Source organism: Variovorax glucosi (assembly GCF_051216695.1).
GTDB lineage: Bacteria > Pseudomonadota > Gammaproteobacteria > Burkholderiales > Burkholderiaceae_C > Variovorax.
The window spans coordinates 686127-706721 of record NZ_JBPJZE010000002.1 but is presented as its reverse complement, the minus strand read 5'-3'; the positions used below and the strand labels follow the sequence as shown (position 1 = coordinate 706721).

Annotated in this window: 18 protein-coding genes; 7 read left to right on the top strand and 11 right to left on the bottom strand. The window is 66.5% G+C overall.

Translation table 11 applies throughout. The features are described from left to right. Nucleotides 1–30: 30 nt before the first annotated feature. The 3 genes from ACSFA3_RS11655 to ACSFA3_RS11645 are packed head-to-tail and all read left to right on the top strand — an operon-like array spanning nt 31 to nt 3017. A complete protein-coding gene (locus tag ACSFA3_RS11655) occupies nt 31–1476 on the top strand; it encodes a SulP family inorganic anion transporter (RefSeq protein ID WP_435505599.1) in 1446 nt (481 codons plus the stop codon). Between the two features lie 20 nt (nt 1477–1496). Then, nucleotides 1497–1802, top strand: coding sequence for a hypothetical protein (locus tag ACSFA3_RS11650; protein ID WP_435505598.1), 306 nt, complete (start codon nt 1497–1499; stop codon nt 1800–1802). 24 nt (nt 1803–1826) lie between these two features. Beyond that, nucleotides 1827–3017, top strand: a complete 1191-nt coding sequence (locus ACSFA3_RS11645) for a phosphatase PAP2 family protein (RefSeq protein ID WP_435505597.1) — start codon at nt 1827–1829, stop codon at nt 3015–3017. Between the two features lie 16 nt (nt 3018–3033). Here the strand turns inward: ACSFA3_RS11645 and ACSFA3_RS11640 are convergent, their stop codons facing one another. From ACSFA3_RS11640 to ACSFA3_RS11605, 8 genes are all read right to left on the bottom strand, one after another. Further along, the gene (locus tag ACSFA3_RS11640) at nt 3034–4200 is read right to left on the bottom strand and encodes a BMP family ABC transporter substrate-binding protein (protein ID WP_435505596.1); all 1167 of its coding nucleotides are present in this window, start codon (nt 4198–4200) and stop codon (nt 3034–3036) included. A 64-nt stretch (nt 4201–4264) separates the two neighbouring features. After that, the gene (locus ACSFA3_RS11635) at nt 4265–5185 is read right to left on the bottom strand and encodes an ABC transporter permease (RefSeq protein WP_435505595.1); all 921 of its coding nucleotides are present in this window, start codon (nt 5183–5185) and stop codon (nt 4265–4267) included. 1 nt (nt 5186) lies between these two features. Further along, a complete protein-coding gene (locus ACSFA3_RS11630; RefSeq protein ID WP_435505594.1) occupies nt 5187–6269 on the bottom strand; it encodes an ABC transporter permease in 1083 nt (360 codons plus the stop codon). Continuing rightward, nucleotides 6256–7797 (bottom strand): ABC transporter ATP-binding protein, encoded by a 1542-nt coding sequence (locus tag ACSFA3_RS11625; protein ID WP_435505593.1) that lies wholly within the window; start codon nt 7795–7797, stop codon nt 6256–6258. The genes ACSFA3_RS11630 and ACSFA3_RS11625 overlap by 14 nt, the downstream gene beginning before the upstream one ends. A gap of 53 nt (nt 7798–7850) precedes the next feature. Then, on the bottom strand, nt 7851–8765 hold the full coding sequence (locus ACSFA3_RS11620) for a LysR family transcriptional regulator (RefSeq protein ID WP_435505592.1): 915 nt from the start codon (nt 8763–8765) through the stop codon (nt 7851–7853). 3 nt (nt 8766–8768) lie between these two features. After that, nucleotides 8769–11237, bottom strand: coding sequence for a xanthine dehydrogenase molybdopterin binding subunit (xdhB, locus tag ACSFA3_RS11615; protein ID WP_435505591.1), 2469 nt, complete (start codon nt 11235–11237; stop codon nt 8769–8771). A 1-nt stretch (nt 11238) separates the two neighbouring features. Continuing rightward, nucleotides 11239–12813: a xanthine dehydrogenase small subunit gene (gene xdhA, locus ACSFA3_RS11610; protein WP_435505590.1), complete on the bottom strand. Its 1575-nt coding sequence runs from the start codon at nt 12811–12813 to the stop codon at nt 11239–11241. Between the two features lie 129 nt (nt 12814–12942). Continuing rightward, complete coding sequence (locus ACSFA3_RS11605; RefSeq protein ID WP_435506212.1) at nt 12943–14265, bottom strand: glycerate kinase type-2 family protein; 1323 nt, start codon at nt 14263–14265, stop codon at nt 12943–12945. A 66-nt stretch (nt 14266–14331) separates the two neighbouring features. Between ACSFA3_RS11605 and ACSFA3_RS11600 the strand changes: the two genes are divergently transcribed. Further along, nucleotides 14332–15729, top strand: a complete 1398-nt coding sequence (locus tag ACSFA3_RS11600; protein WP_435505589.1) for an 8-oxoguanine deaminase — start codon at nt 14332–14334, stop codon at nt 15727–15729. Between the two features lie 177 nt (nt 15730–15906). Here ACSFA3_RS11600 and ACSFA3_RS11595 read toward each other — a convergent pair whose 3' ends face one another. Both ACSFA3_RS11595 and xdhC read right to left on the bottom strand, forming a co-directional pair. After that, nucleotides 15907–17121, bottom strand: a complete 1215-nt coding sequence (locus ACSFA3_RS11595) for a urate hydroxylase PuuD (protein ID WP_435505588.1) — start codon at nt 17119–17121, stop codon at nt 15907–15909. A 3-nt stretch (nt 17122–17124) separates the two neighbouring features. After that, nucleotides 17125–17943, bottom strand: a complete 819-nt coding sequence (xdhC, locus tag ACSFA3_RS11590) for a xanthine dehydrogenase accessory protein XdhC (RefSeq protein WP_435505587.1) — start codon at nt 17941–17943, stop codon at nt 17125–17127. A gap of 65 nt (nt 17944–18008) precedes the next feature. Between xdhC and ACSFA3_RS11585 the strand changes: the two genes are divergently transcribed. Then, nucleotides 18009–18521, top strand: a complete 513-nt coding sequence (locus tag ACSFA3_RS11585; protein ID WP_435505586.1) for a hypothetical protein — start codon at nt 18009–18011, stop codon at nt 18519–18521. A gap of 11 nt (nt 18522–18532) precedes the next feature. On the opposite strand, the gene uraH is transcribed toward ACSFA3_RS11585, so the two are convergent. Beyond that, nucleotides 18533–18883, bottom strand: coding sequence for a hydroxyisourate hydrolase (uraH, locus tag ACSFA3_RS11580; protein ID WP_435505585.1), 351 nt, complete (start codon nt 18881–18883; stop codon nt 18533–18535). A gap of 62 nt (nt 18884–18945) precedes the next feature. Here uraH and ACSFA3_RS11575 point away from each other — a divergent pair, with 62 nt between their 5' ends. Further along, complete coding sequence (locus tag ACSFA3_RS11575) at nt 18946–19611, top strand: GntR family transcriptional regulator (RefSeq protein WP_435505584.1); 666 nt, start codon at nt 18946–18948, stop codon at nt 19609–19611. Nucleotides 19612–19625: 14 nt separating this feature from the next. Further along, a complete protein-coding gene (puuE, locus tag ACSFA3_RS11570) occupies nt 19626–20594 on the top strand; it encodes an allantoinase PuuE (protein ID WP_435505583.1) in 969 nt (322 codons plus the stop codon). Nucleotide 20595: the final 1 nt, after the last annotated feature.

The window sequence follows — 20595 nt, the reverse complement described above, 5'->3', positions numbered from 1 at the left end:
AGTCATCTGCTTCGCCTACCATCGCCGCCCATGAAGATTTCCCGAATCCGCGCCGACTGGCTCACGAACATACCCCGCGAACTGATGGCCGGCGCCGTCGCCACCTTCGCGCTGGTACCCGAGGTGATCGCGTTTTCGTTCGTGGCTGGCGTCGATCCTGCCGTCGGGCTGTTCGCGTCGTTCGTCATCAGCATCGTGATCGCCTTCTTCGGCGGCCGGCCGGCGATGATTTCCGCTGCAGCCGGTTCGGTAGCGCTCGTCGCGGCGCCGCTGGTGCACGCGCACGGGCTGCCCTATCTGCTGGCCGCCGGCGTGCTGGCGGGGCTGATCCAGGTGCTTTTCGGCTTGCTGAAACTTGGCGTGCTGATGCGGTTCGTGTCGAGCTCGGTGCGCACCGGCTTCGTCAATGCGCTGGCGATCCTGATCTTCACTGCGCAGCTGCCACACCTGATGGGCGCGAACCCCGCCACCTGGGCGATGCTGGCGCTGGGCCTGGTCGTCATCTACGGCCTGCCGCGCCTGACCACGGCCGTACCGTCGCCGCTGGTCTGCATCGTGGTGCTGACGCTCGCGGCCTCGTGGTTCGGCCTGCCGGTGAAGACGGTCGCCGACCTCGGCCTGCTGCCGGATTCGATGCCGACGTTCGGCTGGCCCGGCGTGCCGTTGACGCTCGACACGCTGCGCCTGATCGCCCTGCCCGCGCTGGCGATCGCGATGGTCGGGCTGCTCGAATCGATGATGACGGCCAGCGTGGTCGACGAACTTACCGACACGCCCAGCAACAAGAACCGCGAATGCAGCGGGCTCGGCCTGGCGAACATCGCGGCCAGCCTGTTCGGCGGCATCGCCGGCTGCGGAATGATCGGCCAGACCGTGAGCAACGTGCGCTACGGTGGTCGCGGCCGGCTGTCGACGCTGTTCGCGGGCGTATTCCTGCTTGTGCTGATGGTGCTGCTGAAGCCGTGGGTGTCGCAGGTGCCCGTGGCTGCGCTGGTGGCGATCATGGTGATGGTGTCGGCATCGACCTTCGACTGGGGATCGCTGCGCGCGGTGGTGCGTCATCCGCGTCTATCGAGCGCGGTGATGCTGGCGACGGTGGCCGTCACGGTCGCGACCGACAACCTGGCGGCCGGCGTGGCAGTGGGCGTGCTGCTCAGCGGCGTGTTCTTCACCTTCAAGGTCGCGCGACTGATGGACGTGACATCGGAAGATTCGCCGACGCTGCGCACCTACCGCGTGCGCGGCCAGATCTTCTTCGCCTCGGCCGATGTGTTCGTCGACGCCTTCGACACGCTCGACACCGAAAACCGACCCGTGCGCATCGACGTGACGCAAGCTCACTTCTGGGACGTGACCGCCGTGGGTGCGCTCGACAAGGTGGTCAAGCGGCTGCAGAAGCACGGGAGCACCGTCGAGGTGATCGGGCTCAACGAAGCGAGCGCGGTGCTGGTCGACAAGCTCGGCAGTCCGCGCTGAGGCCAGGGAGACATTGCCTCATGCAACTCGATTACCTCGATTTCGACTTCAGCGACGAAGAAGACGGCCATGGCAGCTTCGACGCGATGGCCTCCGTCACGGCCGAACGGCTGCCCGCCCTGTTTGCCGAGATCGACTGCGTACGGAACTGGGCGACCGCAGCTTTCGGTGCGAATGCCGGACTGGAAGACGGCGGCGAATGGGACTGCGAAGTGCAGCGCACCGATGAAACCGGAGCGTCGGCACGCACAACCGTGACTTTTACGCTGAGCGGATCGCCCGCGTTCTGCGATGCGTTCAGAGACAAATTCGAAGTTCCCGGCTAAACCTCTCCGATAAGCTCCGGCGCCATGCAAAGCCTGAATCTCGCCCTGTTCGATGCCATCGCCGGCGGCTTCGCGCCCGATTCGCGCGTGCTCGCCATCGCCGCCTTCGCGACGGAAGCGGGACCGTGGCTTGCCGCTGCGCTGATGCTGGTTGCCGGCATCCGCAAACCCCGCCGCGCACCCTACCTCCTGATCGCGCTGGCCGTCGCCGTGGCGACCGCCATGCTGACCAAGGACATCGCGGCCGCGCTGGATTCGCCGAGGCCGTTCATGACCGGGGCGAGCCCGTCGCACATCGCGCATGGCGCACGCGGCGGTTTGCCGAGCACGCACGCAGCCGTCATGTTCGCGGTCGCGGCCATGCTGCTTCTGCATCCGGCCTTGCGCCCGACCGGTATCGGCGTAATGGTGATGGCCGCAGTCACCGCCTGGTCGCGCATCTACCTGGGCATCCACTTCCCGCTCGACATCGTGGCTGGAGCCGCGTTCGGTACGGCCATCGCGGGAGCGGTCGGACTGGCGCTGTCGACGATCGCAGGACATCGCAGCGCAGGCGAAGTCTCGGTGCCCGAAGCGACGCATCCGGTCGCGCGTGCCCTGCTGCACTGCAACGCCAGCCGGTACGCGGTGCTGCTCTGCTTTGTCGCGGCCATGTGTATCGGCCTGCTGATGCCTGGAGCGCTTGCAGCCGACCTGGTCCGCGAAGGCGGCCCGCTGGAAACAGTGACGATCCTGCTCTACCTGATGGCGATCGTGGGCGTGCTGGCGACGCAGCGCGCTTCGCTCGGCGTGGCCGACAAGACGGCGCTGGGCATCGTGCTGCTCGCTCTTGCCGCCAGCGAGGCCGATGTACTGGATCTGAACACCATAGGCACCTTCGCGGTCGCGGTGCTGCTGGCCTTGTCCGGTGCATGGCTGGTGTTGCAGTACGGCGTCGGCCGGCGTCAGGCCGATACACGTCCGCATCGGCGCCGGCCCGTCGCCACGGCACTGATGTTCGTCGCCGTGGCGCTGTTCGTCGGCTTTCTCGAACACACGCCGGTGGCGTTGATCGAGCTGGGCATGCACGGCAGGTTGCCGGCGCTGCTCTGGCTGGCGATGTTGAGCCTTGAAGAAACGCTGGAGCTGCTGATGCCGATGCTCGCGCTGCTGGCATTGCTCCAGGTCTGGCTCGGGCGGCGGGGCACATCGGCTGCCGCACCCCGCACCTCCTGAACCGTTTGGATCTACCTTATTTCTTGTCGCCGCCCGGTACCTTGCCTTCGACACCCTTGACGTAGAAGTTCACGCCCGACAGGAACTTGTCGTCCGCGACTGCGCCGCCGGCGATCAGTTCCTTGCCGTCCTGGCCGACGATCGGGCCCTTCCAGATCGAGAAGCTGCCGTCCTTCAGGCCGGCCTTCACCGTGTCGACCTTGGTCTTGATCTCGGCCGGCACGTCTTCTGCCACCGACACGATGTCGATCGCGCCTTCCTTCACGCCCCACCAGGCCTGGCCGGTCGCCCACTTGCCGTCGAGCGCGTCCTGGGTGGCCTTGATGTAGTACGGCGCCCAGTTGATGATGGCCGATGCCAGATGGGCCTTCGGGCCGTAGGCGGTCATGTCCGAATCCCAGCCGAAAGCGCGCTTGCCCTTTTCCTGCGCGGTCTTGAGCACGGCTGGCGAATCGGTGTTCTGGAACAGCACGTCGGCGCCGCCGTTGATGAGCGCGGTCGCGGCTTCGGTCTCTTTCGGCGGGCTGAACCATTCGTTGACCCACACGACCTTGGTCGTGATCTTCGGATTCACCGATTGCGCGCCCAGCGTGAAGCTGTTGATGTTGCGCAGCACTTCGGGAATCGGCACCGAGCCGACGACGCCGAGCGTGTTGGTCTTGGTCATGCCGCCGGCGATGATGCCGGCCATGTAAGCGCCTTCATAGGTGCGGCTGTCGTAGGTGCGCATGTTCTCGCCGGTCTTGTAACCGGTCGCGTGCTCGAACTTCACGTCCTTGCTGTCGGCCGCGACCTTCAGCATCGGCTCCATGTAGCCGAAGGTGGTGCCGAAGATCAGCTTGTTGCCCTGGCCGACGAAGTCGCGGAACACGCGCTCGGCATCGGCCGATTCAGGCACGCTCTCGACGAAAGTCGTCTTGATCTTGGCGCCAAATTCCTTCTCCAGCGCCTTGCGGCCGTTGTCGTGCGCAAAGGACCAGCCGCCGTCGCCGACCGGGCCGACATAGGCGAAAGCGATGTTCAGCGGCGCCGGTGCTGCGGCGGCTGCCGGTGCGGGCGCGGCCGGCGCGGCGGCTGCGGGCGCGGGTGCATCTTCCTTCTTGCCGCAGCCGATCAGGGCGGCGGAAGCGACGGCCGTGAGGGCGGCGAGCTTTAGCAGGGAGCGCTTGTTCAAATCGTTCATTGTCGAAATCCTCGGAGGACAGGTTGCGGGAAAGTCGTGGCGCACAGGCCAACAGGACGCGAAATTATGAGCCGGGGTAGAACGGCTTCCCGATGGAGGCCGGCATGTTGATGCGGATGAACGCCGGATTGCGCGAGATCAGCACCAGCACCACGATCGGCGCGATGTACTGCAGCATGCTCAGGAACTGGCTTGGCACGTCGATGCCGGTGCTCTGCAGATGGAAGCCGAGCATCGAGACACCGCCGAACAGATACGCGCCGAGCAGCACCCGCACCGGCCGCCAAGTGGCAAACGTGGTCAGCGCGAGCGCGATCCAGCCGCGTCCGGCGACCATGCCCTCGACCCACAGCGGCGTGTAGACCGTCGACAGATACGCGCCGGCCAGACCGCACAGCGCGCCGCCCGCAACCACCGCCATGAAGCGGATGCGCCGTACCGGATAGCCCAGCGCATGGGCCGACTCGGGCGACTCGCCGACCGAGCGCAATACCAGTCCCGACCGCGTGCGGTACAGGAACCAGATCAGGAAAGCCGTCACCGCCATCGCGAAATACACCATCGGGTGATGCCGGAACAGCGCCGGCCCGATCAGCGGAATGTCGCCCAGCACCGGCAGCGCGTACGACACGGTTTCCGGTAGCTTGGCCTGCACGAAGGAGATGCCCGCAAAGGCCGAGAAGCCGACGCCGAACAGGCTCAATGCCAGTCCGGTCGCATACTGGTTGGTGTTGAGCCAGATCACCAGCACGCCGAAGATCGCCGCGAGGAAAGCGCCGGCAGCCATCCCGGCCAAAAAACCGAGCCACGGATTGCGCGTCGTCGCCACGGTCGCGAAACCGGCGATGGCCGCGCACAGCATCGTGCCCTCGGCGCCGAGGTTGACGATGCCGGCCTTCTCGTTGATGAGCAGGCCCAGCGCGGCCAGCGCCAGCACGGTGCCGGCGCTGAGTGCGGAGCCGATGAGGAGCGCGTAGTTTTCCATGTCAGGCACCCGCTTTCGTCAATTTCGGTGTCAGCTTGCGGCGTATGCGGTAGGCGATCAACGTGTCGCAGGCCAGCAGCGTGAACAGCAGCAGACCCTGGAACACGCCGGTCAGCGACTTCGGCAGCCCGAGCCGCGACTGTGCCAGCTCGCCGCCGATATAGAACATGCTCATCAGGATCGCCGAGAAGATCATCCCGACCGGATGCAGCCGCCCGACGAAGGCCACGATGATGGCCGCGAAGCCATAGCCGGCCGGCACATATGGCGTGAGCTGTCCGATGGGACCAGCGACTTCGAGCGCGCCGGCAAGGCCTGCAGCACCGCCGGATGTCAGCAGCGCGATCCACACCGCGCGCCGCGAAGAAAAGCCCGCGTAACGCGCCGCAGCCGGCGCCAATCCGCCGATCTGCTGCGCGAATCCGGCCCTTGTGCGAAACAAAAACACCCACAGCGCACCCGCGCCGACCAGCGCGATCAGCAAACCGACACTCACCCGCGAACCCTTGATGAGGCGCGGAATCTGCGTTACCGGATCGAAGGTCTTCGTCTGCGGAAAGTTGAAGCCCATCGGGTCCTTCAGCGGCCCCGACACCATGTAACCCAGCAGCAGCGTCGCGACATAGACCAGCATCAGGCTGACCAGGATTTCATTGGCGTTGAAGCGGTCGCGCAGCAACGCGACGATGCCCGCCCACAGCATGCCGCCAGCCACGCCCGCCAGCAGGATCGCGCCGACGATCCAGGCGCCGGTGCTCTTGTCGGCCTGCAGCGCGACATAACCCGCCGCGATGGCGCCGATCACGAACTGGCCCTCGGCGCCGATGTTCCAGACGTTGGAGCGAAAGCACACCGCCAGCCCGAGCGCGATGATCAGCAACGGCGTCGCCTTGACCATCAGTTCGCCGAGCGCATAGCCGCTCTTGATCGGCTCCCAAAAGAACACCAGCAACCCTTTAACCGGGTCCTTGCCGAGCAGCGCGAACAGCGCAGCGCCGATGGCGACGGTCACCAGCAGCGCCAGGATCGGCGAGCCGTAGGTCCAGAAGCGCGAGAGTTGCGGACGCGGTTCAAGCTTGAGCATGAGCCGACTCCTTCCGGTTCGTTTCCGCAGCGGCGTCCCAGAGCCCGCTCATCCATTCGCCAATCTTCGGCACGGTTGCAGCGGCGCGGTCGACCGAAGGCGACAGCCTGCCCTTGGCGATCACATAGAGCCGGTCGCTGATCTCGAACAGCTCGTCCAGTTCCTCGCTGACCACCAGCACCGCGCAGCCGGCGTCGCGCAGCGCGAGGATCTCGTTGCGGATCAGCGCTGCCGCGCCAACGTCCACGCCCCAGGTCGGCTGGGAAACGATGAAGATCTTCGGGTTCGCATCGATCTCGCGGCCGACGATGAATTTCTGCAGATTGCCGCCCGACAGCGACCGCGCCGCCGACCCCGGACCGCCCGCCTTGACGTTGAAGCGCCGGATGATTTCCGCCGCATGCGTCGCGAGCTGACCGGTGCGGATCCAGCCGGAGCTGCCGACCGCGTTGCTGCGCGTGAGCAACATGTTGTGCGCCAGGCTCAGCGTCGGCACCGCGCCGCGACCGAGCCGTTCTTCAGGTACGAAATGCACGCCGAGCGCACGGCGCTGCCGGGGCCGCAGACGCGCAGCCGGCTTGCCGAAGACTTCGATCATCGACGGCTCGGCGCGCGTGTCTTCGCCCGACAGCGCATAGAGCAACTCCCGCTGCCCATTGCCCGAAACGCCCGCGATACCGACGACCTCGCCGCCCCGAACGTCCATCGAGATGCCGTCGAGGTCGACGCCGAACTGGTCTTCGCGCGCCAGCCGCAGGTCGTTCACGCGCAGGGCTACCGCGCCTGTCTTGACCGCGCGATGCTGCAGCGGCGGCGGCTCGGCGCCGATCATCAGCCGCGAGAGCGATTCGTTGCTCTCGTTCTGCGGATTGCAGACGCCGGTCACCTCGCCGCCGCGCAGCACGGTGCAGGCGGTGCAGAGCTCGCGAATCTCATGCAGCTTGTGGCTGATGTACAGGATGCTGCAGCCTTCGGAAGCCAGCTTCTTCAGCACGACGAACAGCTTCACGACCGCCTGCGGGGTGAGCACCGAGGTCGGCTCGTCGAGGATCAGCAGCTTCGGGTCGGTCAGCAACGCACGGATGATCTCCACGCGCTGCATCTCGCCGACCGACAGCGTGTGAACAGGCCGCGACGGGTCGATGTCAAGCCCGTACTCGCCCGCCTTGGCGCTGATGCGGCGCGTGACTTCGGCCAGCGCCAGGCTCTTGTCCAGGCCGAGCCAGACATTCTCGGCCACGGTCAGCGTGTCGAACAGGCTGAAATGCTGGAACACCATGCTGATGCCCAGCGCCCGCGCCTCCTGCGGATTGCGCACGTTCACGGTCTGGCCGTTGAAGCTTACGCTGCCTTCGTCGGGCTTGACCGAGCCGTAGATGATCTTCATCAGCGTCGACTTGCCGGCGCCGTTCTCGCCGAGCACGGCATGCGTCTCGCCGGGCTGGACGATCAGCGAAACGTCGCTGTTGGCGACCACCGCGGGATAGCGCTTGGTGATGTGGGCGAGTTCGAGTCTGGATGTGCTCATGTCTTTTGTTCTTGGGATGAAAGCAGGAAGCAGGAAACAGGCCACTCGCACGGTCAGCGAAGCAGGGTGGCCACCGCCTTGGTGCGGTCGCGCAACCAGCGCGCCGCATTCGACGTGTGCGTGCGCTCGTGCCAGAGCTGGTAGTAGACGAGCCGCGGCATCTCCACCGGGCAAGCCAGGATCTTCACCGGCAGCCGTTCGGCGAAACGCGCGCAGTACTGTCGTCCGGTGGTCAGCACCAGCCGGGTCGCGGCAACCATGTCGGGGATCAGCCCGAAGTGCGCGCAGCGGGCGGCGATGTTGCGTTCCAGGCCCAGCGTGTCGAGCATCTGGTCGATGATGCCGCGCGCGCCGGGATGCGTCGGCATCGGCGCGATGTGTTCGGCCGCAAGCCAGGCCGCAACGTCCCAGCCGCGGCGCGCGGCCGGATGGTCGGCGCTCACCAGCGACACGATCTCGTCGTCGAACAGCCGTGCCATGTGCAGGTCGCCGGGCGGCTCCTGCCAGTTGCCGACGACCAGGTCGAAGTCGCCCTGCGCCAGGTGACCGTGGTAGTCGGAATCGGCGGACAGCGGATGGATCTCGACGCGGCAAAGCGGTGCCTTCGCCTTGAGCTCGGCAACGAGCATCGGCAGGAACAGCGGGTCGAGATAGTCGCTGGCCGCGATGCGGAAGGTGTCGGTCGCGGTCTGCGGATCGAAGGCGCGGGAGCCGCTGAACATGGCCTCGGCAGCGCGCAGGATGCCGGCGGCCGGCTCGATCATCCGGAGCGCGACATCGGTCGGTACCATGATCGCGCCCGACCTCACCAGCAACGGATCGCCCGACAGCGCACGCAGCCGCTTGAGCGACGCCGACACCGCCGGCTGGAACATGCCCAGCCTGATGGCCGCGCGCGACACGCTGCGCTCGGTAAGCACCGTGTGCAGCACGCGGATCAGATGAAGATCGATCCGGTCGAGGTTCACGACTCAGGCCTGCACGGCCGCTACCGCGTTGATCGCATTCAGGATGGCTTCGCTGGTCGCAGGCGCACGCAGCGGCGGGTCGACGCGATGGCCGGCGACCGACGACACGGCATCGCGGATCGCGAAGAACACCGAAAACGGCAGCAGCAGCGGCGGCTCGCCGACGGCCTTGCTGCGATGAATCGAATCGACCTGCGCCGGGCTGTCGTAGAGCCGCACATTGAAGACCGGCGGGCAGTCGTTCGCGGTCGGTATCTTGTAGGTACTGGGTGCGTGCGTCGTGAGCTTGCCGCTCTGCGGATGCCAGACCAGTTCCTCGGTCGTCAGCCAGCCCATGCCCTGGATGAACGCGCCTTCGATCTGTCCGATGTCGATGGCCGGGTTCAGCGACTGGCCAGCGTCGTGCAGGATGTCCGCGCGCAGCAGTTTCCATTCGCCGGTCAGCGTGTCGACGACGACTTCGCTCACCGCCGCGCCATAGGCGAAGTAGAAGAACGGATGGCCCTTGAGCGTGTCGCGATTCCAGCTCAGGCCGGGCGTGGCATAGAAGCCGTCGGACCAGAGCTGGACGCTGTCGATGTAGGCTTCTGCGACGATGGTCGCGAAGGTCAGCGTGCGGCCGGCAACCTCGACCTTGTCGTTGGCGAAGCGCACGTCTGCCGCTTCGCCGCCGTGGCGCGCTGCGGCACACGCGGCCAGCCTTTCGCGAATCTGCCGCGCCGCATCCTGAGCGGCCTTGCCGTTGAGGTCGGCGCCGGTCGATGCGGCGGTAGCCGATGTGTTGGCTACCTTGGTGGTATCGGTAGCGGTCACGCGCACGCTCTCGAAGCTCACGCCCAGTTCATGCGCCACGACCTGCGCCACCTTGGTATTCAATCCCTGACCCATCTCGGTGCCGCCGTGGTTCACCAGGATCGAGCCGTCGTTGTAGACATGCACCAGCGCGCCGGCCTGGTTGAAATGCTTGACGTTGAACGAAATGCCGAACTTCAGCGGCGCCAGCGCGATGCCGCGCTTGAGCACCGGGCTGATCGCGTTGAAAGCAGCGATGGCTTCGCGCCGCGCGCGGTAGTCGCTGGTGGCTTCCAGCTCTGCGACCAGCTCGTGAATGATGTTGTCGCTCACCGTCTGCGCATACGGCGTGACGTTGCGCTCGGTCTTGCCGTAGAAATTGAGCCGCCGCACGTCGAGCGGGTCGCGCCCCAGCGTGCGGGCAACTGTGTCGAGGATGTTTTCGATCGCGATCGCGCCCTGCGGGCCGCCGAAGCCGCGAAACGCGGTGTTGCTCTGCGTGTTCGTCTTGCCCGAAAAGCCGTGCAGCGCGACTTCGGGCAGCCAGTAGGCGTTGTCGAAATGGCAAAGCGCCCGCGTCATCACCGGGCCCGACAGGTCGGCCGAATGGCCGGCCCGCGACACCATCGTGATCTCTGCGCCGAGGATGCGGCCCTGGTCGTCGTAACCGACTTCGTAGTCGTACCAGAAGCAGTGACGCCGGCCGGTGATCATGAAGTCGTCGTCGCGGTCCAGCCGCAGCTTGACCGGACGTCGCAGCCGGGCCGCAGCCACGGCGGCCACGCAGGCGAAGATCGCCGACTGCGATTCCTTGCCGCCGAAACCGCCGCCCATGCGCCGGCATTCGACATGCACCTCGTTCGCCTGCAGGTGCAGCGCATGCGCGACCAGATGCTGCATCTCGCTTGGATGCTGCGTCGAGCAATACACATGCATGCCGCCGCCCTCTTTCGGGATCGCGTAGCTGATCTGCCCTTCGAGATAGAACTGTTCCTGCCCGCCGACGTCGAGCGTGCCCTTCAGCCGGCGCGGCGCGGCGGCGATAGCTGCGCGCACTGCCGCCTGCTCGGCTTCGCGGTCATACGTGTCGCCTGCTGCGCTGGCGCTGCGCACCAGATGCATCGGCGGCACCACGTACTGGCCGCGCGCGTGGGCGTCCCGCGGCGTGAGCACCGGCGGCGCGGCAGCGACGGTGACGACTTCCTTCGCAAGGGCCGCGGCGCGGCGCGCGGCATTTCGGTTCTCGGCTATGACGGCGAACAGCGGCTGCCCAAGATAGCGGATGTCGCCCGCGCAGAGGATCGGGTCGTCGTGGACGATCGAGCCGCAATCGTTGCTGCCCGGGATGTCGTTGGCCGACAGCACCGCGACGATACCCGGCATCGCGCGGATGCGGTCCAGGTCCATCGCAGTCAGCTGCCCGGCTGCGACAGGCGACAAGCCCAGCGCGCAATGCAGCGTGCCCTGGAGCTCGGGTATGTCGTCGATGTAGTTCGCCTCGCCGGCGACGTGCAGCGCGGCGGATTCATGCGGACGACTGATGCCAACGCGCACGCCGCGCTCCTGCGCCAGCGCTTCGGAATCCACATCGATTCGGGCAGCAGCGTTCGCTCGGTAATCGGCGAAGGCGCTCGCCGCCGCGAAAAGACGGGCGTCGGTTTCGTTCAGGGGCTTGTTCATGTCAGGCGCCTCCGGCCAGTTCTTGCGGTGCGGCATGCGGCATCACGCTCCAGACACTGGTGGCGGAAGTAGGCAGCGGATCGTCCGCGCGCGTCTCCAGCCACAAGCGCTGCAACAGGTTCTGTGCCACTTGCAGGCGATAAGCAGCCGAGGCGCGCATGTCCGACAGCGGCTTGAAATCGTCGGCGAGCGCAAGTCGAGCCGCGTTCACGCTGGCCTGCGTCCACGGCTGGCCGACCAACGCAGCCTCGGCCCGCGCCGCGCGCTGGACGGTTGCAGCCGTGCCGCCAAAAGCGAGCCGCACCTCAGTGACCGTCCCGCTGTCGAGCGCAATGGAAAAACCGCCGCACAGCGCCGAGATGTCGGAGTCGAAACGCTTGCTGATCTTGTACGCGCGCACCTGGCGCCCGAAAGCCGTCAGCGGAACCGCGAGCCCCTGCACGAACTCGCCCTCTTCCAGCCGGTTCGCCATGTAGCCGGTATAGAAATCGTCCAGCGGCATGCGCCGCACGCGCGCGCCCTTGCGCAGTTCGATCTGCGCGTCCAGCGCCATCAGCACCGGGGGGCCATCGCCGATCGGCGAACCGTTGGCGACGTTGCCGCCGAGCGTGCCGGCATTGCGGATCGGCGGAGATGCGAAGCGCAGCCAGACGTCGGTCAGCGACGGCGCACGCTGCACCAGCGCGCGCCAAGCCGCTTCGAGCGAAGCGCCGGCACCGATGTACAGCTCGGCCGCATCGCCGCTGCCGCGGACCTCGACGACTTTCATTTCTCGCACGCCGCCGACGAACAGGATCTCGCCGAGATCGCGGAACTGCTTGTTGACCCAGATGCCCACGTCGGTTCCGCCGGCCAGCATGCGCGCCGTCGGCATCGCTTCGCGCAGCGCGGCGAGCTGGTCGAGCGTGGTCGGCGAATGGAAGGTGTCGGTGCGGCCGTCGCGAGCGGCGGCGTAGCTGGAGCCTGCGTCGGCGCGCTCGGCCTTCAACTGCATCAATGCGGCGACGACCGGCTTCGCATCGAACGAAACCGCAGGCAGGTCGAACATGCGCTGACCTGCGTCGAGGATCGGCCGGTAGCCGGTGCAGCGGCAGAGGTTGCCCGAGAGATCGTCGGCGAGCTGCTGGCGTGTCGGCTGCGTGCCGGCGGCCTGGTGCTGCCGGTACGTCGACCAGAGCGACATCACGAAGCCGGGCGTGCAGAAGCCGCACTGCGACCCGTGGCATTCGACCATCGCCTGCTGGGCCGGGTGCAGTGTCGTCACCGGGTGCTTCTTCAAATCTTCGACCGTGAACAGCGCCTTGCCATGCAGCGTCGGCAGGAACCGGATGCAGGCATTGACGGTCTGCAGCGACAGTCCTTCGACGGCGCCCGGCGTGCCATCGGCCGCCAGCTCGCCGACCATCACGGTGCAGGCGCCGCAATCGCCCTCGTTGCAGCCTTCCTTTGTGCCGGTGCAGTGCGCGTCTTCCCGCAGCCAGTCGAGCACCGAACGGGTCGGATGCACGCCGCCGACTTCGACGATGCGTCCCTGGTGGAAGAAGCGGACGGGTTGAGGAGTGCTGCGGAGGCTCATGGTCGCGGGGATGCTCGTTCTTGGATGGCGGAATTTGCCGACACTGGAACTTAAGGGGACGCGGAACAGCTTGCATACGCGCGAACCCATAGTGCTCATGCGCTCAGAGCAATTGTCGCGCCATGTTCTTCAAAGTATGAGCAACGCCCGGAAGTCGTTGACGTTGGTGTGCGTCGGCCCGGTCACCAGCAGATCGCCGATGGCGTCGAAGTAGCCGTAGGCGTCGTTGCGATCGAGGTGATCGGTGAGCTTGCGGCCCGTCGCCTCGGCGCGGGCTAGAGTGTCGGGCGTGACGAAGGCACCGGCGTTGTCCTCGATGCCGTCGATGCCGTCGGTGTCGGCGGCCAGCGCCCAGACGTCCGGCTGGCCAGCCAGCGCGCCGGCCAGCCCCAGGCAGAACTCTCCCGCCCGCCCACCTCGGCCCCTGGCCTGACCTGGCTGGCGCGGACGGATCGTGACGGTCGTCTCGCCGCCCGACAGGATCACGCACGGCCGTGCGAACGGCATCCCGCGCTTCGCCACGGCGCGTGCCAGCGCGCCCTGCACCTTGCCGACCTCGCGCGATTCGCCTTCCATCTCGTCGCTCAGGATGTGCGCCTCGATGCCCGCAGCACGCGCCACGGCAGCCGCCGCTTCGAGCGACTGCTGCGGCGTCGCGATCAGGTGCGTCGCATGACCGTCGAACGCCGCATCGCCGGGCTTCGGCGTTTCGAGCGTGCCGTCTTTGAGTTGCGCGCGGATGGCGGCGGGCACTTCGATGCGGTAGCGGTCGAGGATCGCCAGCGCCTCGGCACAGGTGGTGGCGTCGGGCACGGTCGGGCCGCTGGCGATGACGGCCGGATCGTCGCCCGGCACGTCGCTGATCGTCAGCGTCACCACCTGTGCCGGTGCGCAGGCCGCGGCCAGCCGCCCGCCCTTGATGCGCGACAGGTGCTTGCGCACGCAGTTCATCTCGCCGATGTGGGCGCCGCTGTCGAGCAGCTCCTTGTTGATGCGCTGCTTGTCGGCCAGCGTCAGGCCGTCGGCAGGCAGCGTGAGCAGCGAGGAACCGCCGCCGGAAATCAAGCACAGCACCAGATCGTCGGCCGTCAGTGCTTCCGTCGCGCCGCTCGCCAGCGCGAGGATGCGTGTTGCGGCGTCGAATCCGGCCTGGTCGGGCACCGGATGCGAAGCCTCGACGAGCTCGATGCGCTGCGGCAAACCTTCGGGACGCGGCGGAATGTGGCCGTAGCGCGTGACCATCAGGCCCGACAGCGGCGCGTCCGCGGGCCACAGCGCTTCCAGCGCCTGCGCCATCGAGCCGCCCGCCTTGCCGGCGCCGATCACCAGCGTGCGGCCCTTTGGCGGCGGCGGAAGACATGCGCCCATGCTGGCCAGCGGGAGTGCGCGCTCGACGGCGACGCGGTAGATATGTTCCAGGAACTCGCGCGGCGCGGTGCGCGGATCGGGCATCGATGAATGCAGGTGCGATGGCGAAGTCATTTGATGTTTGTCTCTCCTGGGCACTATTCTGTCGCCATGTCTACGCTTCTGATCCGCAATGCCCGCTGCGTCGCAACTTTCGACGAGGCCCGTACCGAGCTTCGAGATGCGTCGATCTTCATCCGCGACCACCGCATCGAGGCCATCGGCGCCGCTGCCGACATGCCGACCGATGCCGATGAAGTGATCGACGCCGGCCGCCATCTGGTCGTGCCCGGACTCGTCAACACGCACCACCACATGTACCAGTCGCTGACGCGCGCGATTCCGGCGGTGCAGAACGCGGAACTGTTCTCGTGGCTGGGCGGGCTGTATCCGATCTGGGCCGGCCTGACGCCCGAAATGGTGCGCGTCTCGACGCAACTCGCGATGGCCGAACTGCTGCTGTCGGGCTGCACCACCAGCAGCGATCACCTTTACATCTACCCGAACGGCGTGCGGCTGGACGACAGCATCGAGGCCGCGCGCGAGATCGGCATGCGTTTTGTCGCGACACGCGGCAGCATGAGCGTCGGACAGTCGCAGGGCGGCCTGCCGCCGGACCGCGTGGTCGAGCGCGAGGACGCGATCCTGGCCGACACGCAGCGCCTCATTGAGCGCTACCACGACGCGACGCACGGATCGATGACCAACGTCGCCGTCGCGCCCTGCTCGCCGTTCAGCGTCAGCCGCGACCTGATGCGCGAATCGGCATTGCTCGCACGATCGTTCAAGGGTCTCGGCGTGCGGCTGCACACCCACCTGGCCGAGAACGATCACGACATCGCCTACAGCCGGGAGAAGTTCGGCTGCACGCCGACGGAATACGCGCAGGACCTCGGCTGGCTCGGCCACGACGTCTGGCACGCGCACTGCGTGAAGCTGGACGCGTCCGGCATCGCGCTGTTCGCGAAGACGAAGACCGGCGTCGCGCACTGCCCGTGCAGCAATATGCGGCTGGCCTCCGGCATCGCGCCGATCCGCCGCATGCTCGATGCCGGAGTGCCGGTCGGGCTGGGTGTCGACGGCAGCGCCAGCAACGACGGCGCGCAAATGGTCAACGAGGCGCGGCAGGCGCTGCTGCTGGCGCGCGTCGGGCGTTCGCTGGAGCCCTTCGGCTGCGACCATGGCCCGGCGGAAATGACGGCGCGCGATGCGCTGGCCGTTGCCACGCGCGGCGGCGCCGAAGTGCTGGGCCGCGCAGACATCGGCCATCTGGCGCCGGGCATGTGCGCCGATATGGCGCTGTTCGATCTGGACACAGTCGCGTTCGCCGGCGGCGCGGTGCACGACCCAGTTGCGAGCCTGCTGCTGTGTGCGAGTCCGCAGGCGGCTTACACGGTGGTCAATGGGCGCGTCGTGGTGCGGGAGGGGCAACTTGCGACAGTGGATCTGGGGCCGCTGGTGGAACGGCACAACCGGCTGGCAATGGTGCTGGCGAATCCCAGCCGTTAGGGCCGAGCCCCGCCCATCACCGTTCGGGTTGAGCCCATAACCGTTCGTGCTGAGCCTGTCGAAGCTGTGCGCAATTCTTCGACAAGCTCAGCACGAACGGGTTAAGGGCTCAGGTCAAAAATCTGAACAGCTGCAGCAGGTTGTTGATGAAATCCAGAATGACCTGCATCACGCCTCCTAATTGGTCTTCGCCCCCGCCAGGAACCACTTCCCGAGCAGCGCCCGCTCGGCATCCGTGATGCCTGTCGCGTTGTTCATCGGCATAATCTTCGTGACCACGGCCTGTTGATACACCGCCTGCGCATGCAGCGCAACCTGATCGGGCGTGTCGAGGCGGACGTTCTTCATCTGCATCGTCGCGCCGTGGCACATGTAGCAGCGCTGTTCCAGCACCTTTTGCACGTCGCCGAACGCGACCTGCTGCACGACGGCGCCAGCCACCGGCGGCGCAACCGGAGCGACCGGCTCGGGCTTCATCCATACGATCGTGAGACCGAGGACCGCGATGCCGACCATTGCGTACGGCAGCGGATTCTTCGCGTTGCCGAGTTTGAAGCGATGCCGCACCACGAAGAACTGACGTATCGCTGCGCCGCCCAGCATGATGAGCAGCAGCACGATCCAGTTGTACTTGTGCGTGTAGGTAAAGCTGTAGTGATTGCTCAGCATCGCGAACAGCACCGGCAGCGTGAAGTAGGTGTTGTGCACGCTGCGCTGCTTGCCGCGCTGGCCGTGGATCGGGTTGACCGGCTTGCCTTCGCGCAGCAAAGCGACGTTCTCGCGCTGGCCCGGGATGATCCAGAAGAACACGTTGCCGCTCATGGTCGTGGCCATCATCGCGCCGACCAGCAGGAAGGCGGCACGACCGGCGAACCAGTGGCAGGCGAGCCAGGCGGCGAAGGCGACGAAGCAGGCCACCAGCACGCCGACGATCGCATCGCCGTGCTTGCGGCGGCCGAAGATCTGGCAGATCGCGTCGTAGACGATCCAGAACACGACGAAGAACGCCAGCGCGACCGACACCGCGGCGCCGGGCTGCCAGTCCATCTTCGACTTGTCGATCAGGTAGGTGCTGGCGTTCCACAGGTACGACACCGTGAAAAGCGCGAATCCGGTAAGCCAGGTCGTATAGCTCTCCCAGTACGACCAGTGCAGGTGTTCCGGCAGTTTCTTCGGCGCGAGTCCGTACTTCTGCATGTTGTAGAAGCCGCCGCCGTGCACGGCCCATTGCTCGCCGCCCACGCCTTTTTCGAGCGATTCGGCGTCCTGCGGCTTCTCCAGGCTGTTGTCCAGCATGACGAAGTAAAACGAGGCGCCGACCCAGGCGATGGCGGTGATGACGTGGACCCAGCGCAAGAGCAGGTTGGCCCAGTCGAGGTAATAACTTTCCATGATTCAACTTTCCATCGATTGCAATAACTGGGCTGCGACAGCGACGGCGATCACCTCGGGCTCCTTGCCGCCGATGCCGGGGACGCCGATCGGGCAGGTGATGCGGGACAGTTCGCTTTCCGAGAAACCACGTGCTTCGAGGCGGTGGCGGAATGTCGCCCATTTCGTCCGGCTGCCGATCAGGCCGATGAAGGGCAGATCGTCGTGCGCGCGAACGCGCTGGAGGCAGGCGACGACGATGTCGAGGTCTTCGGCATGGCTGAAACTCATGATCAGCACTCGCGATCCGGCAGCCAGACCGGCCACCGCGGCGTGCACCGGCTCCGAATGTTCGGCTGCAATCTGCGCCGGCTGCACGGGCGCGAACACACCGTCGCGGCTGTCGATCCAGCGGACGGCGAAGGGCAGCGTGGCGAGCAAACGGGCCAGCGCAGCGCCGACATGGCCACCGCCGAAAAGCGCAACGGGCGGCAGGCGGGCGGTGAATTCGTCGCGCATCGCGTTCGCATCCCGAGCGGTAGCGCGGCGATAAGAAAGATAAACCACGCCGCCGCAGCACTGGCCGAGGCTCGGGCCGAGCGGATAGCGGCAAAGCGTGCCGGTGCCGGGCAGTGAGGCAGTACCGTCGATGCCAGCGCGGGCCGCGGCGACGGCCTGGAATTCCAGCTGCCCGCCGCCGATGGTGCCGGTCAGCCCGTCGGCCCAGACCGCCATCCAGGTACCGGCTTCGCGTGGCACCGAGCCCTCGGTCGCCTCGATGCGGACCAATACGCAGTCCTCCTCGGCCAGCCGTTCGAGCAGATCGTCGAGCACCGACTTCATGCGTCGCCCTGTACCGGAAACCTTCGGTTGCCAGGGTTCGGCGCCCGCGCGGTATAACCGCGCCGATGAAATTCCAGCCGATCTACCGCCGCCTCGCGCTGTCCGGCGCCCTCCTCGCCACGCTGTGGCTCGCCGGTTGCGGCAGCAGCCCGACCGCACCGATCACGCGACCGGTGCCGGGCCAGCTCACCCACGCGACGCCCGATCCCGGCCCGGCGCAACAGACCCTGCCCAAGGCGTCGACCGCAGCCACGCCACGCGAATACCGAAAAGACGCCGCCCGTCACGTGTATGAAAGCAACAGGACGCGCATCTTCGGCGGCAAGCTGCCGCCGATGCTCTACGCGGTGGGCACGCTGGAAGTCAACGTCGACGCCAGTGGAAAGGTCGTGTCCATGCACTGGTTGCGTGCACCGAAACACGCGCCGGAAGTCATCGCCGAAATCGAGCGCACCGTTCTGGATGCGTCGCCGTTCCCTGCGGCCGCCCGCATGGGCAAGGTCACATGGACGGACACCTGGCTCTGGGACAAGGGCGGCCATTTCCAGCTCGACACGCTGACAGAAGGCCAGCTTTGACGAAAAGCGTTTCACGAGCCGCGGTAGGTGGAATAGCTCCACGGGCTCACCAGCAGCGGCACGTGGTAATGCTGATCGGTATGCGCAACGCCGAAATCCAGCGCCACGCGGTTCAGGAAATTCGGCTCCGGCAAAGTCACGCCGCGTGACTCGAAATAGCCCGCCACGTCGAAAACCAGCCGGTAGGTTCCGGTCTTCAGCGACTGGTTGTCGTAGAGCGGCGCGTCGCTGCGGCCGTCCGCATTCAGCGTGAAGCTGCGCACCAGCGTGGCGCTTTCGCCGAGCGTGGTGTAGAGGCTCACGGCCATCCCGGCGGCGGGTGTGCCGTGCATCGTGTCCAGTACGTGGGTACTCAGGCCCATGGGTCGCTCCTTTTGTATTCCAAAGTGTATACACATTCCCAGCTTGGCTTTATCATGAATGCATGGAGCTTTCCCCTACCGACGCCATCGTCGAAGCATTGACCAGAGCCATCGTGGAGCACCGGCTGCAGCCCGGCAGCAAGCTGGCCGAGCAGAAGCTGGCCGATCACTTCGGCGTTTCGCGTACGTTGGTAAGGCAAGCTTTGTTCCAGCTTTCGCAAAACCGGCTGATCCGGCTCGAACCGGCGCGCGGTGCCTTCGTGGCTGCGCCGGCTGTCGACGAGGCGCGCGAGGTATTCGCGGTGCGCCGCATGCTTGAAGCCGAGATGACGCGCGCCTTCGTGCGCGAAGTCACGCCGGCGCGCATCGAGGCGCTGCGCGAACACGTCGCCGCAGAAAAAGCCGCCGTGGTGCGCGACGACGTCACCGGCCGCTCCGAACTGCTGGGCGATTTCCATGTCCGCATGGCGGAGCTGATGGGCAACCGGGTGCTGGCGCAGATGCTGGGCGACCTGATTTCCCGCTGCGCGCTGATCACACTCATGTACCAGAGCCCCGCCGCCGCCGCGCATTCCAGCGACGAGCACGCCGACATCGTCAGGGCGCTGGCCGCGAAAGACGAGGAACTCGCCGTTCGACTCATGACGGACCACCTCGCGCACGTCGAGGCCAGCCTGATCTACGACCGTCGCGTACCGACGCACGACGTCGCGCTTGCGCTCTCCTGAACCCCTCACCGACCATGCTCTACGACTCGACGCTTCCCTATCCCCGCGACCTCGTCGGCTACGGCCGCCATCCGCCGCATGCGCGCTGGCCCGGTGGCGCTCGCGTGGCCGTGCAGTTCGTCCTCAACTACGAAGAAGGCAGCGAAAACAGCGTGCTGCACGGCGATGCCGGATCGGAACAGTTCCTTTCCGAGATGTTCAATCCGGCCAGCTTTCCCGAGCGCCACATCAGCATGGAAGGCATCTACGAATACGGCTCGCGCGCCGGCGTCTGGCGCATCCTGCGCGAGTTCGAGAAGCGCGGGCTTCCGCTGACCGTCTTCGGTGTCGGCATGGCGCTGGAGCGCTACCCGGAACTCACCGCCGCCTTCAAGGAACTCGGCCACGAGATCGCCTGCCACGGCTGGCGCTGGATCCACTACCAAGGCATCGACGAAGCGACAGAGCGCGAGCACATGGCGCTCGGCATGCAGGCCATCGAAAAGCTGACCGGCGAACGTGCACTCGGCTGGTACACCGGCCGCGACAGCCCGCGCACCCGCCGCCTGGTGGCCGACTACGGCGGCTTTGAATACGACAGCGACTACTACGGAGACGATCTCCCGTTCTGGATGACGGTGCAGAAGACCGACGGCGCGGTCGTGCCGCAACTCATCGTCCCGTATTCGCTCGATTGCAACGACATGCGCTTCGCCCTGCCGCAGGGCTATTCGCATGCCGACCCGTTCTTCCAGTACCTCAAGGACACGTTCGACGCGCTGTATGCCGAAGGCGATCCGGCAGGCGACGACAGCCCGAAGATGATGAGCATCGGCATGCACTGCCGTCTGCTCGGCCGACCGGGCCGCATCGTCGCGCTGCAGCGCTTCCTGGACCATATCGCGCAGCTCGAAGACGTCTGGGTCTGCCGGCGCGTCGACATTGCGCGGCACTGGAAGCAGGTGCATCCTTTCAACCACAACCTCCCCGGCGCCGGAGCCTGAC